The sequence below is a fragment of the Limnoglobus roseus genome (assembly GCF_008254045.1).
Classification (GTDB): Bacteria; Planctomycetota; Planctomycetia; order Gemmatales; family Gemmataceae; genus Limnoglobus; species Limnoglobus roseus.
The window spans coordinates 4,158,397-4,174,243 of the sequence record NZ_CP042425.1 but is presented as its reverse complement, the minus strand read 5'-3'; the positions used below and the strand labels follow the sequence as shown (position 1 = coordinate 4,174,243).

The window sequence follows — 15,847 nt, the reverse complement described above, 5'->3', positions numbered from 1 at the left end:
CGTTTTCCGACGCCGCGATATTACCCTCTGCCGGCCCCGGACACAAAATGGGATAAGGTTTCCGGCCGCGATCCGGTGGGTACCCGAATCGATCGTTGCTCGACCGCGGCATTTGCGGTACACTTCAACTCACTCCGTTGACCCCTACCGGGACTCGCGATGCTCTCCCGCTTCTTCGCGATGGCGCTTCTGCTCGCATCCACGCCGTCGATCCTGGCCCAAAACGATTCCGACTCCCCCGACGGGCCGGTCGCCGCGTGGCACTTCGACGGGGCCGCCGAGTGGGGCGTGGCGAAGGGCACGCCGCTCGACGACGGGCCGCGACCGTCAACCTACCCGGCGTTCGCGGCGACAAATCGGGCTGCCGTCTTTTCTGCGACTCATCCGAGCCTGACGGTGCGCGAGGCCGACCGGCCCGACGCCCAACTGCGGTTCGGCTTGAAGGACACGATCACGCTGGAAGCTTGGGTGCAAGTCGGCGAGTTGAAGGACGGCAACTATGCGTACCTCGTCGGCAAGGGGCGGAACGGCAAGAAGGGCTTCCCCGAGAAGAACCAAAACTACGCCCTGCGGTTGAAGGGCGAGAAGGGCGAGGCCCGGGTCAGCTTCTTGTTCGCCAGCGTCGGCACGAAGGCATCGCCGGGTGACTGGCACCGCTGGACGACGGACCGCGGGTTCGCCACGGCGGGCTGGCACCACGTCGCCGTCCGTTACACCTTCGGCGAGCCGAAAAGCATTCGCGGGTTCATCGACGGCGAAATCGTGCCGGGCACTTGGGACATGGGCGGCGCGACCGACCGCGCGCCGGTCAGCGACGCCGACGACCTGACCATCGGCACGGGCAACGGCGGCGGGGCGGCCAATTCCTTCCGCGGGCGGATCGACGATCTCACCCTCTGGCGGACCGCCGTGCCGGACGCGACGTTGCAAAACCGCTATCAGTTCGTGCCGCCACCGCCGGTGTTGAACCGGGCCGACGTTCCCCGCGGGCAGGTGCTCGTGCAACTCTGCGAGACCGGGTTACCGTCGCGCAACGCCTGGCCCGATCTTCCGCCGGCCGCGAGTGAGACGTACCGTGAAGACGCCTTCGGGTTCTTCGAGGTGCCCCAGAAGTACGTCGATACCGGTGTGCGCGACGACCGGGCGTTCCCCTTTCTGCTGCGGTCGGCCGCCGTCGTGCCGATGCCCGCAGGGAAACATCGGTTGCTCCTCCGCGGTCGGGGGGCGGCGCGTCTGTACATCGACGGCAACCTTGTGCTGACGACGCCGTTCCAAACCGGCGACGGCAGCGGGCACGGTTTAGTGCGAAAGGCCGACAGTTACTTGAACCTCGGCCCCGATTTCCGCTTCGCCCCGCCGGGCAATCGCGAGGCGTGGGCCGAGTTCAACTCCCCCGGCGGTGATCGGTTCGTGATCCTCGAAACGGTCGTCGGCAGTTACCTCGGGAAGAGTCCCCGACGGCCCGAACTCGGCGAAACCGTCGTGGCCATCTCGCCGCAAGGCGAGACCGGGTGGCGGTTGCTCTCGCCCACGTCTCGCGTCGTGCCGTACACGGACGACGGTTGGGCGGCCTACCACGCGGAGCGGAGCGACCGCCTGGCGAAGTTGAACGCCGCCGCCCGTGCTGCCAAGCGGCAGGAACACACCGCCTACTGGCAGAAGCGCCGCGACGCGGCCCGCGACTGGCTCGCGGGTACCGACGACGTACCCGTGCCGTCGCTGCCGGCGGGCTACCCGGCGAACAACGCCGTTGACCACTTCCTCGCCACGAAGATTGCCGCGGCCCGGCAAACCGCCACCGCGAAGAAGGGCACGGTCGATTTCTTCGAGCAGGTTCAACCGATCCTCGAAGCGAAATGCGCCAGTTGTCACAACGGCGAGAAGACGAAGGGCGGGTTGCGGCTCGACACCCGCGCGGCCGCCGTTGCGGGCGGGAAGAACGATGGCCCCGCGATCACGCCGGGCGACCCGAAGGCGAGCGCGGTTCTGCAAAGGGTGCAGTCGCACGACGTGGACAGCGTCATGCCGCCGAAGGGGGAGCTACTCACCGCCGCACAAGTCCGCACGCTCGAAACCTGGATTCGCGAGGGGGCGGATTGGCCCGAGTTGCGGGTAGACCACACGACTGTCACCGCGTTGACACCCGACCTGGTGTTCCTCCGCCGCGTCTTCCTCGACGCCGTCGGCGTTGTGCCGTCGCTGGAGGAAATTCGCGCGTTCGAGAAAGACCCCGCACCGGACAAGCGGGCGAAGCTCGTCGACAAACTGCTCGCCGACCCGCGGGCGGCCGACCACGGCATGGGCTACTGGCTCGACGTGCTGGCCGAGAATCCGAACATACTGAACCCGACGCTGAACAACACCGGCCCGTTCCGCTGGTGGCTCTACGAGTCGTTGCTCGACAACAAGCCGATGGACTTGTTCGTGACGGAATTGGTCCGCATGAAAGGCAGTTCCCGCTTCGGCGGGCCGGCCGGCTTCGGCGTCGCGTCGCAGAACGACGTCCCGATGGCCGCGAAGGGCACGATCATCAGCACCGCCTTCCTCGGCGTGGAGATGAAGTGCGCCCGCTGCCACGACGCCCCCGGCCATCGCTCGACGCAAGCCGACCTGTTCGGGCTAGCCGCGATGCTCGCCGGCAAGACGATCAAGCTGCCGGTCAGCAGCACCGTGCCGGTGGACAAGGTCCACGCGCCGGGCGGGCGGAAGCCGCTCATCAGCATCACGCTGAAGCCCGGCACCGACCTGCCGCCCGCGTGGCCGTTCGCGCGATTCGTGCCGGAAGCGGCGGGCCGCGAGCTCGCCGAGGACGCGACCGACAGCCGCGACCGTCTGGCCGCACTGCTGACTGCCCCACAGAACGAGCGGTTCGCGCAAGTGGTCGTCAACCGCATCTGGAAACGCCTGATGGGTCGCGGGTTCGTTGAGCCGGTGGACGACTGGGAACGCGCCCGGCCGTCGCACCCCGAGTTATTGCGGTGGCTCGCCCGCGACTTCGTTCGCCACGGCTACGACGTGCGACACCTCTCGCGAATGATCCTGAACTCGCACGCCTACCAGCGCACCGCCGATGCCTCGCTAGCCGCGACGCCGGTGCTGTTCACCGCCCCCGCCCGCCGCCGCTTGACGGCCGAGCAGGTGGTCGATTCGCTGTTCGCCGCAACCGGCAAGCCGATGAACCTGGAAGAAGTCAGCCTCGACATCGACGGCGCCCGCGAGTTGGGCTCGTCGATCTCGTTGGGCGTCCCGCGGCGGTCGTGGATGCTGACTTCGACGTCCAACGAGCGCGACCGCCCAAGCCTCGCCCTGCCCCGCATTCAAGCCGTGTCGGACGTGCTCACCGCCTTCGGCTGGCGCGGCACCCGGCAAGACCCGCTCACCGACCGCGACCAATCGCCCAACGTGCTGCAACCGGCGATCCTGCAAAACGGCGTCGTCGGCGGCTGGCTCACCCGCCTCAGCGACGACCACGGCCTGACGCCACTGGCCCTCACCGCCGACTCGCCCGAGCAGATCGTCGAGACGTTGACGCTTCGCATCCTCACCCGCCCGCCGACCCCGGAGGAGAAGAATGCTTACCGTGAGTACCTTGCTACGGGCTTCGCCAACCGCGTTCGCGACGTGCCGCCACAATCACCGCCCACGCGGCGGCCGATCCCTTACGTGACGTGGTCGAACCACCTCGACCCTCAAGCAACGCTCGTTCGCCAGCAACAGGAAGCCGACGCCCGCGCCGGCGATCCGCCGACCGCCCGCCTTGGCGCCGCGTGGCGGAAACGCTTCGAAGACGTGTTGTGGGCGATGGTGAACGCACCCGAGTTCGTGTTCACGCCCTGAAATTCCCGAAGACGTTAACCACAGTGGGCACAGAGAAAGACAAATAAGGCCGACGAGAAGGAATCATTCTTGATCCATATTCCTCGGTGTTCTCTGTGCCCTCTGTGGTTAACGTCTTCGATTTATACCGAGACCTTCCCATGAACCGCCGACACTTTCTCGCCGCATCCGCCGCCGCGACCCTTCCCGCCATCGGTACGGCTTCGCCCGCACTTCCGAAGGGGAAGGCCGAGCATTGCATTTTCCTCTGGCTCGGCGGCGGGATGGGCCAACTCGACACGTTCGACCCGAAGGCGAAGGCCGCGAACAAGGGGCCGAATAAGAAGGCTGGCTCACTGTACGATTCCATCGAAACGGCGGTCAAGGGCGTGCGGGTGTGCGAACACCTGCCGAACGTGGCCAAGGTGATGGAGCACGTCACCGCCGTTCGCACGGTCAACCACAAGGTCATCGACGAGCACGCATTCGCCACGAACCTCGTCCACACCGGGCGGATGGTCAGCGGCAACGTGACATATCCCTCGATCGGGTCGATCATCGCCCACGAGCGCGGCGCAGCCGACCCGAGTGTGCCCGCGTACATGCTCATCGGCTACCCGAACGTGAGTCGCGGTCCCGGCTTCCTCGGCTCGAAGGCGGGCTACGTCTACCTCGTGGACACGACCACCGGCCCCGCGGGGTTCACGCGGCCGGCGGACGTGGACGAGGGCCGGGCCGCCGCCCGGCAGAAGTTACTCGGCACGACCGCGGGCCACGCCGAAACCGGCTCGCTTCTCGCCGAGTACGAAGAGAGCCAGGCGGCCGCGCTGCGACTGGCGGGACCGAAGTTCATGCGGCACTTCGACCTGAAAGCCGAACCGGCCGCGGTGCGCGAGTCCTACGGCGGCGAGTTCGGCCAGCGCTGCCTCCTCGCCCGGCGACTGGTGCAAGCCGGCGTGCGGTTCGTCGAGGTGTCGCACAACTTGAACTTCCTCAACGGCACCGGGTGGGACGTCCACAACGAGGGGATCGACAACCAACACCTGCTCGTTCAAGAACTCGACCGCGCGCTCGCCGGGCTGATCGTCGATTTGAAGGCCCAAAAACTGCTCGACAAAACGCTGATCGTTCTCGGCACCGAGTTCGGCCGTCCGCCCGAGTTCGACGGCCGCGGCGGGCGCGGGCACCAGGGCACAACCTTCTCGCTCTTGCTGGCCGGCGGCGGGTTGAACCACCGCGGCGCTTACGGCACAACCGACGACCTCGGCAAGACGATCGTCGACCGCACCGTGCCGCTGCCGGACTTCCACGCCACGATCCACGCCGCCCTCGGCATCGACCCGGGCAAAGAACTCATGGACGGTTCCCGCCCCGTCCCCATTACCGACGGCGGCAAGCCGATCACGGCGATGTTTTGAGGCGGCATCGGGCCGTCATGTTCCGGCGTGGCCCGCCCGCCACGCGATCCAGTCCTGCTCGACCACGTCGAACATCGACCGCGCGGCCTTTTCCAACCAGTCCGCCGGGCGGCCACCGAGGTCGTTCAGGATCGCCACCCGCGACGTGACGTGGACGTTCGCGACTTCTGCACCCATCGCCCGTAGCACTCGTTCGGCCTCGGCGCGAACCAAATCACCGAGTTCGATTCGCGAGACGTGGGGACCGAGCCGCCGGACGATCCACCGCGGGCCGGGGCGGTAGAACGGGTCTGCCGGACGGGTGGTCGCCGCCAGTGCCTCGGCCGATCGCGGCTTGCCGGCGGTGTCCGTCGCCCAAGCGGTCGCCGGCGGGGCGGCGGCCTTCGCCTCTCGGCACACCCAACCACCGGCCCAGTTCGCGAGTGCGATGTACCGTGCCCGCCCGAGGCTGCCGACCCCGGCCTTCGGCCGCCGCCGGTACCCGACGTTTGTCACACCGGCGGGCAACGACGCACCCAGTTCCGCACACACCTCGGCCGGCGGTTCGACCGGCGGGTTTACCTCCAACGACGACAACTTCTGCCACACCGACGACGGCTCGCGGTCGGCCGAGAGGGCCATCCGTCGGAGGTGGGAATGCCGTTCTTCTAACACGAACCCGCCGCCACCGGCTGTCAGGCATTCGCGGTAGCCGTCGAGGATGACCTCGCAAGCGCGGCCGAGTTTGACGTTCAAAACGTCACCCTTCCTGGCGAACCGGGCGCTCACCGCGAGGCGGACGAGGTCGTTGGTGTACGGCAAGTCGTCCGCCTCGTCGAAATCGTTGACGCCCCAACAGAGCCGGCCGTCGGCGTCCCGCCAGGTGCCATAGTTCTCCACGTGCAGGTCGCCCACCGACAGCACCCGCGGCGCGGCCGCCAACGGGCCGGCCGTTCCCGCCCACAACTGTGCCCAACGGTAGTAGGTCCCGCGGAAAAACGGGAACGGGTCGAGCGGGTCGGACATCAGCCGGTGCTTGTGGTCGAGGTCCGGTTCGTACACGTCAAACGGGAGGACCGTTCTCAGCCATGCCTCGTACCGACCCGTTGCCTTGATGACGTCCATTGGTGCGAACCTCCTCGAAGGTGATGAACCGGACCGAGGCGAACCGTTATAGTGTTGCCACGCGAGAGCGTGCGTGAAAGAGGAGAATCGCTTTTCGGCCCAAACGCCCGTGCCGCCCAAGTTCGTACAATCGGGCTGAACCCTCTCAAGATTGATTCGACCCCCGCCCCTAGACCGCGGGTGTGTTTCTGGTGGAGTACTTCTGAACATGAAAGCCTCATCCGTCGCGGCCTTCGCGCTCGTCACGGGCCTTGTGACAGCGTTTGCGGCAGAACCATCGCCGAAATCCGGCATCGACAAGAAGACCTTCGATTCCGCCGTTCGCCCGCAGGACGACCTGTACCGCAGTGTGAACGGCAAGTGGCTGAAGGAGTCGGAAATCCCGGGCGATCGCCCCGCCGACGGCGCGTTCTTCGAACTCCGCGACCGCTCCGAAGAGCGCGTGCGAGCGATCCTCGAAGACGCCGTGAAGGGCAAGGGCGGCGCGGATGCCCAAAAGATCGCGGACCTCTACGCTTCGTTCCTGGACGAAGCACGGGCGAACCAACTCGGCCTCACGCCGATCCAACCGGAACTGGACGCCATCGCCGCGATCAAGGACAAGGCCAGGTTAGTCCTCGCCCTGGCCGACCTCCAGCGGACCGGCGTGCCCGGTCTGTTCGGCCTGTACGTGAGCACCGACGCCAAGCAGTCGGACCAGTACACGACCTACCTCGAACAGGGCGGGCTGAGTCTGCCGAACGAGTCCTACTACCGCGAGGCGAAGTACGACGACCTGCGGAAAAGCTACGTCGCCCACGTCGGAAAGATGCTCGCGCTGGCGAAGGTGCCCGCCCCGGACAAGGCCGCCGCACAAATCCTGGCGGTGGAGACGGCCATCGCCAAGGGCCACTGGGACAACGTCCGCACCCGCGATGCCGACCAAACTTACAACAAGTTTACCCGCGACGGCGTGAAGGCGTTGATCCCGGGGCTTGATCTCGACCCCTGGTTCGACAGGGTGGGAAGCAAGGCCGTCCGAGAGGTTGTTGTCCGGGAGCCGAGCTTCCTGACCGACCTGGCCAAGACGCTCGACACGTTCCCGATCGCCGACTGGAAGACGTACCTCACCTGGCGCGTCGTGAGCAGCCGCGCGCCACTACTGTCCGAGCCGTTCGTGGCCGAAGACTTCGCGTTCTCCGGCAAGACGCTGCTGGGCACGCCGGAGATGCAACCCCGGTGGAAGCGTGGGGTGGCTCTCGTCGAAGGGGCACTCGGCGAGGCCGTCGGCAAGCTGTACGTCGAAAAGCACTTCCCGCCTGCGGCCAAGGACAAGATGAAGGTGCTGGTCGCCAACCTCATCGAGGCGTACCGGGTGGACATCCAGGCCCTCGACTGGATGTCGGCCGAGACGAAGGCCAAGGCCCTCCAAAAGCTGGCCAAGTTCACGCCCAAGATCGGCTACCCCGACCAGTGGCGGGATTATTCCAAGCTGGAGGTGAAGCCCGACGACCTGGTCGGCAACCGGCAGCGAGCCGCGGCGTTCGCCCTCGACTACCAACTCGGCAAGCTCGGCCAGCGGGTCGATCGCAACGAGTGGCACATGACGCCGCAGACGGTAAACGCTTACTACAACCCCGGGATGAACGAGATCGTCTTCCCGGCGGCCATTCTACAACCACCGTTCTTCGACCCCACTGCCGACGACGCGGTCAACTACGGCGGCATCGGGGCGGTCATCGGGCACGAGATCGGCCACGGGTTCGACGACCAGGGGGCGAAGTACGACGGCGACGGCAACCTGAAGGACTGGTGGACGGCCGACGACAAGAAGGAGTTCCAGAAGCGGACGCGGGCACTCGTCCAGCAGTACAACGCCTTCCAGCCGCAACAACTGCCCGGCCAATCGGTCAACGGGGCGCTGACGATCGGTGAGAACATCGGCGACCTCGGCGGGCTGACGATCGCCCACAAGGCGTACACGCTCTCGCTCAAGGGAACGGCCGCCCCGAGCATCGACGGGTGGACCGGCCCGCAGCGGTTCTTCTTCGGCTGGGCGCAGGTGTGGCGGGCGAAGTACCGGGACGCCGCCTTGAGCCGGCGGCTAGCGACCGACCCGCACTCGCCGCCGGAGTTCCGGTGCAACGGCGTGATCCGCAACCTGACCGAGTTCTACGACGCCTTCGGCGTGAAGGAAGGCGACAAGCTCTGGCTGCCGGCCGCCGACCGCGTCCGCATCTGGTGAGGAGTCCGTGCGGTGCCGTTGTTGGTGACGATCCCAACGGCACCACCTACTTCAGCAGCCACTCCAGCAGCGCCTTCTGCGCGTGCAGGCGGTTCTCGGCTTCGTCGAAGACGACGCTTTGCGGGCCGTCGACCACGTCGTCGGTGATCTCCTCGCCGCGGTGGGCAGGGAGGCAGTGCAGCACCTTGCAGTGCTTCGGGGCGGCGGCGAGCAGTTTCGCATTCACCTGGAAGCCGGCGAACTTCCGCAGCCGCTCCTCGCGCTCGGCTTCCTGGCCCATGCTCGTCCAAACATCGGTGTAGATCACGTCGGCTGACGCGACCGCGGCGAGCGGGTCGTTCACTTCTTCGGGGAAGTCCGGCGACACCCGAGCCGTGTAGTCCGTGCGGAACTTCTCATCGAAGCCGTACCCCTTCGGGCAGGACAGGATGAGCTTGCCGCCGAGTTTGCCGACGGCGACCGCGAGTGACCGCGAGACGTTGTTGCCGTCCCCGACGAAGGCGATCGTCTTGCCGGCCACGGTGCCGAGGTGTTCCTGAATCGTCAGCGCGTCGGCGATGGCCTGACACGGGTGCGACCAGTCGGAGAGGGCGTTAATCACCGGCACGGTCGCGTGCGCGGCAATGCCGTCAAGCGTGCTGTGCTGGAAAACGCGGAGGACCATCGCGTCCACGAACCGGCTCATCGTGCGAGTGAAGTCGGCCAGCGTTTCCCGCCAACCCAAGCCGATCTCGTTGCCGGGGAAGAACAGGCTCGTGCCGCCGAGTTGGGCGACGCCGGCCTCGAAGCTCACCCGCGTCCGCAACGACGGCTTCTCGAAGATCAGCGCGACGACCTTGCCCGTCAGCGTCGGCGTCGGGATGCGCCGCTGGCGGGCCGACTTCAGCCGGGCGGCCTCGGCCAGCAGGTGCCGGAGTTCGTCGGTCGTGATGTCGATCAGGTTCAGGAAGTGACGCATTCGCGACACCTTCAAGAGGGAAAGCCCGCGAACAGTTGTCCGCGGGCTTCGGGGTGGAAAGTTCGGTTAACACTCACACACTGTGGGCCAACAACACCTCGCGGAGAATCGCACAACCGTCGTCGATCTGCTGCGATTCGATGTTCACCGCCGGCAGCAGGCGGATGACTGTTTTGTGCGTGCAGTTGATGAGCAGGCCGCGCTTCAGGCAGGCTTCCACGATCGGGCTACCGTCGACGCTCAGTTGCAGGCCGATCATCGCACCCTTCACGCGGATTTCTTGAATCAACGGGCACTCGGCCTTGAGGGCCGTGAAGTGGGCCTGGAACCGCTCGCCGACTTGCGTGGCCCGTTCCAACAGGTTCTCTTCGTCGAAGGTCGCGATGGTGGCGAGGGCCGCGACGGAGGCGACCGGGTTGCCGCCGAACGTGGCGGCGTGCGTGCCGGGGACGAGCTTCGCCGCGACTTCCGGCTTCGCGATGACGGCCCCCAAGGCGATGCCGCCGGCGACGGCCTTGGCTAGCGTGATGACATCCGGGACGATGTTCCAGTGCTGGTGCGCGAACCACTTCCCGGTGCGGCCCATGCCGGTCTGCACTTCGTCGAGCATCAGCAACATGCTGTGGCGGTCGCAGAGTTCGCGCAGGCCTTCGAGGTAGCCGTTCGGCGGGAGGTTGACGCCGCCCTCGCCCTGAATCGGTTCGAGGAGGATCGCGGCCGTCTCGTTGTCGATGAGTTTGGCCACCGCATCGAGGTCGCCGTGCGGGGCGTACACGAAGCCGGGCAGCATCGGCTCGACGCCGGCGTGGTACTTCGGCTGGGCCGTCGCCGTGAGCGAGCCGTAGGTCCGGCCGTGGAAGCTGTTCGTCATCGTGACGATCTTGTACTTCCCCTTCGGCTTGCCGTTGAGGCGGGCGAGCTTGATGGCGGCCTCGTTCGCTTCCGTGCCGCTGTTGCAGAAGAAGCTCTGGCCGCCCCACCCGGTCCGTTCGCTCAGGGCTTCAGCGAGCAGCGTCTGCGGCTCGGTGTACCACGTGTTCGGCACGTGGATGAGCGTGGCGACTTGATCCTGTACGGCCGCGACGACCCTCGGCGGGCAGTGGCCGATGATGCCGCAGCCCCAGCCGGGGAAGAAATCGAGATAGCGGTTGCCTTCCGCGTCCCACACCCACGAGCCTTCGCCGCGGACCAGAGCGACGGGATAGCGGGTGTAGTTCCCGATCACGTACTGCTTGGCACGGGCGATGATGTCTTGCGAACTCAGGGTTTCGGTGTCGGACATGGAAGGTGTGGTGACTCCGTTTGGGTTCAAGGAACAATCTGCGTGCCGACGATGGCCTCGCCGACGAATTCCGCCAGCAAAGCGTGCGGCACGCGGCCGTCGAGAATGACCGCCCGCTTCGCCCCGGCAGCCAGGGCTTCGAAGCACGCCTCGACCTTCGGGATCATCCCGCCGTCGATGACGCGGTCGGCGATCAACTGCTTGGCGTCCTTCACGGACACGGTTTCGATCCGCGAGTTCGGGTCGTTCTTGTCGCGGAGGATGCCGGGCGTGTCGGTGAGGAAGATGGTAGCATCAGCCCGTAGCGCCCCGGCAACAGCGCTGGCAATGGTGTCCGCGTTCACGTTCAGCCAGCCGCCGTCTTCTCGCAAGCAGAGTGAAGGAATCACGGGGATGAGGCCCGCGTCGAGCAAGTCGCCGAGATACGCTGCGTCGACCACCGTGGGGCTGCCGACGAACCCGAGGTCGATCGGCAGTTGGTCGTCGCCGACGAGGGTCAGCTTTTCACCGCTGATGGGGAAAGCCGCGGCGTCGGCAACGCCCTCGGCCCGGCCGCCGTGTTCATTGAGGCCCTTCACGATTTCGGCGTTAATATTTTCGCACAGCACCCGCACCACGATGTCGAGTGTGGCCGCGTCGGTGTACCGCCGGCCGGCAACCTTCTTCGGCGTCAGCCCGGAAGCTGCCATCGCCCGGTCGATCGGCTTGCCGCCGCCGTGGACGAGGACGAGGCGAACGCCGAGGGTTTGCAGGGCGACGACGCTTTCCAGCGTGGCCCGCGTGGCGGCCGGGTCTTCCATCGCGCTGCCGCCGAGTTTGACGACGAGCACACGCCCCCGCAACTCGCGGGCACGGGCGGTGGCCTTCAACAAAACGGCGGTGCTATTCATTCCGCAAGTTCAACGCGGGTTTCTGCCGAAAAGGTAAACGTATACGCCGAAACGCGAGAGCGTCAACGGGTGCGTCCGAAGTCTTTTTTGTAACATCGGATTCTGTCGTTGATCTTCGCTTTCGGCCGGACTATAAGAGGAAGAACCACACTGTCGCCAACCCTGGCAGTTGGTCCCCTTTTCACTCAGGAGTCTCCCATGCGTTCCCTGCTCGCACTCGCGGTCGGCCTGATGGCCCTCTCGTTCAGCGTCGTCGCCTTGGCCGAAGACGCCAAGAAGGGCGAAACCAAGAAGCTCGAAGGCAAGCTGACCTGCACCAAGTGCGCCCTCCAAGAAACCGACAAGTGTGGTCACGCGCTGAAGGTGAAGGAAGGCGATAAGGAAGTGATCTACTATCTCGACGACAAGGGCGGCGCCGAAAAGTACCACGGCAAGGTCTGCAAGGAAGACCACGACGCCACCGTCGAAGGCAAGGTCGTCGAAAAGGACAAGAAGCACCACGTCGAAAGCCCGAAGGTCACCCTCAAGTAACTTCGGCCCCGCTTTTACACGGAACGCCACCCGAATCGGGTGGCGTTTTCGTTTTCCCGGCCGTCGCGTTGCGGTTGGCAAGACGTGCGGCCCCGGCATACGATGAGACGAACGGAGAACCCATCATGAAGATTCTGCTCGCCAACCCCCGCGGCTTCTGTGCCGGAGTGAACATGGCCATCGAGACGCTCGAAACCAGCCTGTCGCTGTTCGGCAGCCCGCTCTACGTCTACCACGAGATCGTCCACAACCGGCCGATCGTCGAACGCTTCCGGGCAAAGGGCGTCGTCTTCGTGGACGACATCTCGGAAGTGCCGAACGGCGGCACCGTCCTCTACAGCGCCCACGGCGTGTCGCCCCGCATCCGCGAGCACTCCCGCGACCGCAACCTGCGGGCCATCGACGCGACCTGTCCGCTGGTGACGAAGGTTCACATGGAAGCGGTGAAGTTCGCGAAGGAAGGCTACACCATTGTGCTAATCGGCCACGAAGGGCACGACGAAGTCCTCGGCACGATGGGTGAAGCGCCCGATTGCATGGTGTTGGTCGAGGACGAAAAAGACGTGGACGCCCTGCAACTGCCGGCCGGCGTAAAGCTCGCGTTCTTGACGCAGACAACGCTCTCCGTGGACGAGGCGAACGTCGTCATCGCGGCCCTTCGCCGGAAGTTCCCGCAGATCGTCGGGCCGAACAAGGACGACATCTGCTACGCCACGCAGAACCGCCAGGAGGCCGTGCGCGAACTCGTCCCCGAAGTCGATGTCGTACTGGTGCTGGGCAGCCAGAACAGTTCGAACAGTCAACGGCTCGCCGAGATCGCCCGCACCCTCGGCAAGCGCAGCTACCTCGTGGACCGCGTCAGCGAACTGCAAGAAGACTGGTTCCGGCCGAGCGACACGGTGCTGGTGACGGCCGGGGCGAGCGCCCCGGAAGACCACGTTCAGGACTGCGTGGAGTTTCTGCGAACGAAGTTTGGCGCGACGCTGGAGAACCGCGTCGTCCGCGAAGAGCACGTGAGTTTCCCGCTGCCGAAGGAACTGCGGGTGCTGGTGCGGAAATAACCGGGAGGGCGTGCGATGACGATACCGAGCGCGAACCGGGCGGCCCAAAAGCCGAAGGCGAAGACCAAGCTGCGGTTCGGTCCGGCCGACCACGGGCGGCCGGTCAGCGACAAGCAGGCGGACGCCGCGGAGTATGTCGGCGGCTTCAAGTACGAAATAATTGACGGGAGGCTGTACGTATCGCCCGTGCCGAACATCCCGGAGAATCGCCTTGAGGCATGGCTGCTTGAGGAACTCATCGTCTACTCGCGAGGCCATCGCCAGATCATTAACCACGTGACCCGAGAGGCCGTGTGGTTCTACCGGAAGCAGTTCGGACAACTTCACCTGAACCTGATATGGCTGCGTATGCAAACTTCCCAACGGAGGAAGAGCAACCGGACGTGAACTGGGAAGAAGTCAGCCCGATTCTCGTCGTCGAGGTTCTGGTGGATGGCAGCATCGAAAAAGACCTCGGCCGGAATCCGCCGCTTTACTTGGCGGTTCCCACCATCCGCGAATATTGGGTGATCGACGGCACCGTTAACCCAAGCGAGCCGTCCCTAATTCAGTACGTCCGCCGCGGCAAGAAGTGGGCGATTACCACGCACCCGTTCGGCGCGACGTTCACGCCGAAGGCGCTGCCCGGCTTCTCGCTCGTCATCGACCCGCGCCGGCGGTAGGAGGCGGGCGATGACGGAAGCGGAATGGCTCTCAGAACGTTACCCCGGCCCGATGCTCACTCGCCTCAAGAGTCGTGTATCTGCCCGGAAAGCACGCCTGCTTGCGGTCGCTTGTTGTCGCCGCGTCTGGGATGTTATGATCGATGATCGATGTCGCCGAGCGGTTGAACTCGCGGAGCGATCGGCCGACGAACTGGTGGACGAGTCCGTACTCGACCGCGCATCCGGCGAGGCGGGAGAAGCTTACGAAGAATGCCTGGATCATTGGGAGATGGATCAAGTTGGAGCGTGGCCGGAAGGTCCACCTCGATTCGGCTGGGAGGCACATGAATATGCGTGTTCGGCTGCTTCCTATGTATCGAACACGCCACGAGTACGAGACGAAGACCTCATTCAAGTCTTCAAGGATACGTTACGATCCGCACCTGCCGAGTCTGACGAGGGGCCTCATTACTGCAACCTGATCCGTGACGTACTCGGCAATCCCTTTCACCCGGTTGCTTTCAATCGCACATGGCTCACGTCCACGGTCGTTTCGCTCGCCGAAGGCATCTACGCCGACCGCGCCTTCGACCGCCTGCCGATCCTAGCCGATGCCCTGCAAGATGCTGGCTGCGAGAATGAAGACATTCTCGCACACTGCCGCGGCGACGGGCCACACGTCCGCGGGTGCTGGGTCGTCGATCTCGTGCTGGGGAAGTCATGACGCCTGCCGACCCGCCGCTGAACCACCTGCCCACCCTGCCCCGCCGCCGTGACTGGCGGATCGGGTGCGTCGGGGCCGGGTTCATCATGCGGGACTGCCACCTCGTCGCGTACCGGCAGGCCGGGTTCAACCCGATGGCCATCGCGTCCCGCAACGCGGCCACGGCCGGCGAAGTCGCGAAACTGCACGGCATCCCCACGGTTCACGCCACCATCAATGAACTGCTGGCCGATCCGCAGATCGAAGTCCTCGACGTGGCCGTGCCGCCGGACGCGCAGCCGGACGTGATCCGGCGGGCGGTGGACGCGGGCCGGGGGCGGTTGCGCGGCATTCTGGCCCAGAAGCCGCTGGCCCTGTCGGTGCGTGAGGCGGCCGATCTCGTGCGGCAGTGTGCCGATGCGGGGATCGTCCTCGGCGTGAACCAGAACATGCGGTTCGACCAGTCGGTGCGGGCCGCGAAGGATTTGCTGACGCGCGGCTGGCTCGGCGAGGTCGTGCTCGCCACCATCGACATGCGAGCGGTGCCGCACTGGATGCCGTGGGCCGAGGGGCTGCCGTCGCTGTCCACGTTCGTCATGAGCATCCACCACCTCGACACGTTCCGATACTGGCTCGGCACGCCAGACCGCGTGCTGGCGAGTACGCGGCCCGATCCGCGGACGAGGTTCCCGCACCGCGACGGCATCAACCTGTACGTCCTCGAATACGACAACGGCGTGCGGGCGAGTTCGTGGGATGACGTGTGGGCCGGCCCGATCGGCGACCGCGGCATCCGCTGGCGGATCGAGGGCACGGAGGGCGTCGCACAGGGGACCATCGGCTGGCCGAAGTACCCGGCGAAGGAGCCGAGCACGTTGGAGTTCTGCACGACGCGAGAGCCGGACACTTGGATACGCCCGCAGTGGCCGGAGGTGTGGTTCCCGGATGCGTTCGTCGGCACGATGGCTCAACTGTTGTGCGCGATCGAGGACGGCACGGAGCCGGAGATCGGCGGACGGGACAATCTGGAGACGGTGGCACTGTGTGAGGCAGTGTTCGCGGCGGCGACGCAGCATCGGGTGACGACGGTGCGGGAATTCCTGCCCTTGTGAACCTCCTGCCCGCTTGCTATCTCTTCAGTTACGAGCCTCGCGGCAGCATCGGATAGGCTCCTCAACAAACTGCCGCACCAATCGAATGGCCGACGCCAAACTCC

The 15,847-nt window shown here is 65.7% G+C and carries 13 protein-coding genes; 9 read left to right on the top strand and 4 right to left on the bottom strand.

The window, feature by feature from the left end; all coding sequences use genetic code 11:
- Positions 1-159 precede the first annotated feature (159 nt).
- Together PX52LOC_RS17330 and PX52LOC_RS17325 are read left to right on the top strand one after the other, a co-directional pair.
- Positions 160-3,837, top strand: coding sequence for a DUF1553 domain-containing protein (locus tag PX52LOC_RS17330; protein WP_149111287.1), 3,678 nt, complete (start codon positions 160-162; stop codon positions 3,835-3,837).
- 140 nt (positions 3,838-3,977) lie between these two features.
- Positions 3,978-5,234 (top strand): DUF1501 domain-containing protein, encoded by a 1,257-nt coding sequence (locus PX52LOC_RS17325; protein WP_149111286.1) that lies wholly within the window; start codon positions 3,978-3,980, stop codon positions 5,232-5,234.
- Positions 5,235-5,249: 15 nt separating this feature from the next.
- Here the strand turns inward: PX52LOC_RS17325 and PX52LOC_RS17320 are convergent, their stop codons facing one another.
- Complete coding sequence (locus PX52LOC_RS17320; RefSeq protein ID WP_168219056.1) at positions 5,250-6,338, bottom strand: DUF2252 family protein; 1,089 nt, start codon at positions 6,336-6,338, stop codon at positions 5,250-5,252.
- Positions 6,339-6,546: 208 nt separating this feature from the next.
- On the opposite strand from PX52LOC_RS17320, the gene PX52LOC_RS17315 reads away from it, so the two are divergent.
- Positions 6,547-8,562, top strand: coding sequence for a M13 family metallopeptidase (locus PX52LOC_RS17315; RefSeq protein ID WP_149111284.1), 2,016 nt, complete (start codon positions 6,547-6,549; stop codon positions 8,560-8,562).
- 46 nt (positions 8,563-8,608) lie between these two features.
- On the opposite strand, the gene argF is transcribed toward PX52LOC_RS17315, so the two are convergent.
- The 3 genes from argF to argB form a co-directional block, all read right to left on the bottom strand.
- Positions 8,609-9,520, bottom strand: coding sequence for an ornithine carbamoyltransferase (argF, locus tag PX52LOC_RS17310; RefSeq protein WP_149111283.1), 912 nt, complete (start codon positions 9,518-9,520; stop codon positions 8,609-8,611).
- A gap of 73 nt (positions 9,521-9,593) precedes the next feature.
- A complete protein-coding gene (locus PX52LOC_RS17305) occupies positions 9,594-10,802 on the bottom strand; it encodes an aspartate aminotransferase family protein (RefSeq protein WP_149111282.1) in 1,209 nt (402 codons plus the stop codon).
- 26 nt (positions 10,803-10,828) lie between these two features.
- Positions 10,829-11,692, bottom strand: a complete 864-nt coding sequence (gene argB, locus PX52LOC_RS17300) for an acetylglutamate kinase (protein ID WP_149111281.1) — start codon at positions 11,690-11,692, stop codon at positions 10,829-10,831.
- Positions 11,693-11,890: 198 nt separating this feature from the next.
- Between argB and PX52LOC_RS40620 the strand changes: the two genes are divergently transcribed.
- The 6 genes from PX52LOC_RS40620 (at position 11,891) to PX52LOC_RS17270 (ending at position 15,743) form a co-directional block, all read left to right on the top strand.
- A complete protein-coding gene (locus PX52LOC_RS40620; RefSeq protein ID WP_168219055.1) occupies positions 11,891-12,223 on the top strand; it encodes a DUF6370 family protein in 333 nt (110 codons plus the stop codon).
- 125 nt (positions 12,224-12,348) lie between these two features.
- Entirely contained in the window at positions 12,349-13,284 is a 936-nt protein-coding gene (ispH, locus tag PX52LOC_RS17290; RefSeq protein ID WP_149111280.1) for a 4-hydroxy-3-methylbut-2-enyl diphosphate reductase, read from the top strand.
- A gap of 15 nt (positions 13,285-13,299) precedes the next feature.
- Positions 13,300-13,671 (top strand): hypothetical protein, encoded by a 372-nt coding sequence (locus PX52LOC_RS17285; RefSeq protein ID WP_149111279.1) that lies wholly within the window; start codon positions 13,300-13,302, stop codon positions 13,669-13,671.
- A complete protein-coding gene (locus tag PX52LOC_RS17280; protein WP_149111278.1) occupies positions 13,623-13,946 on the top strand; it encodes a Uma2 family endonuclease in 324 nt (107 codons plus the stop codon). The genes PX52LOC_RS17285 and PX52LOC_RS17280 overlap by 49 nt, the downstream gene beginning before the upstream one ends.
- Positions 13,947-13,956: 10 nt before the next feature.
- The gene (locus PX52LOC_RS42590; RefSeq protein ID WP_246173749.1) at positions 13,957-14,652 is read left to right on the top strand and encodes a hypothetical protein; all 696 of its coding nucleotides are present in this window, start codon (positions 13,957-13,959) and stop codon (positions 14,650-14,652) included.
- Positions 14,649-15,743 carry a Gfo/Idh/MocA family protein gene (locus PX52LOC_RS17270; protein WP_149111277.1) on the top strand — a complete coding sequence of 365 codons (1,095 nt, stop codon included), beginning with the start codon at positions 14,649-14,651 and terminating at the stop codon, positions 15,741-15,743. The genes PX52LOC_RS42590 and PX52LOC_RS17270 overlap by 4 nt, the downstream gene beginning before the upstream one ends.
- Positions 15,744-15,847: the final 104 nt, after the last annotated feature.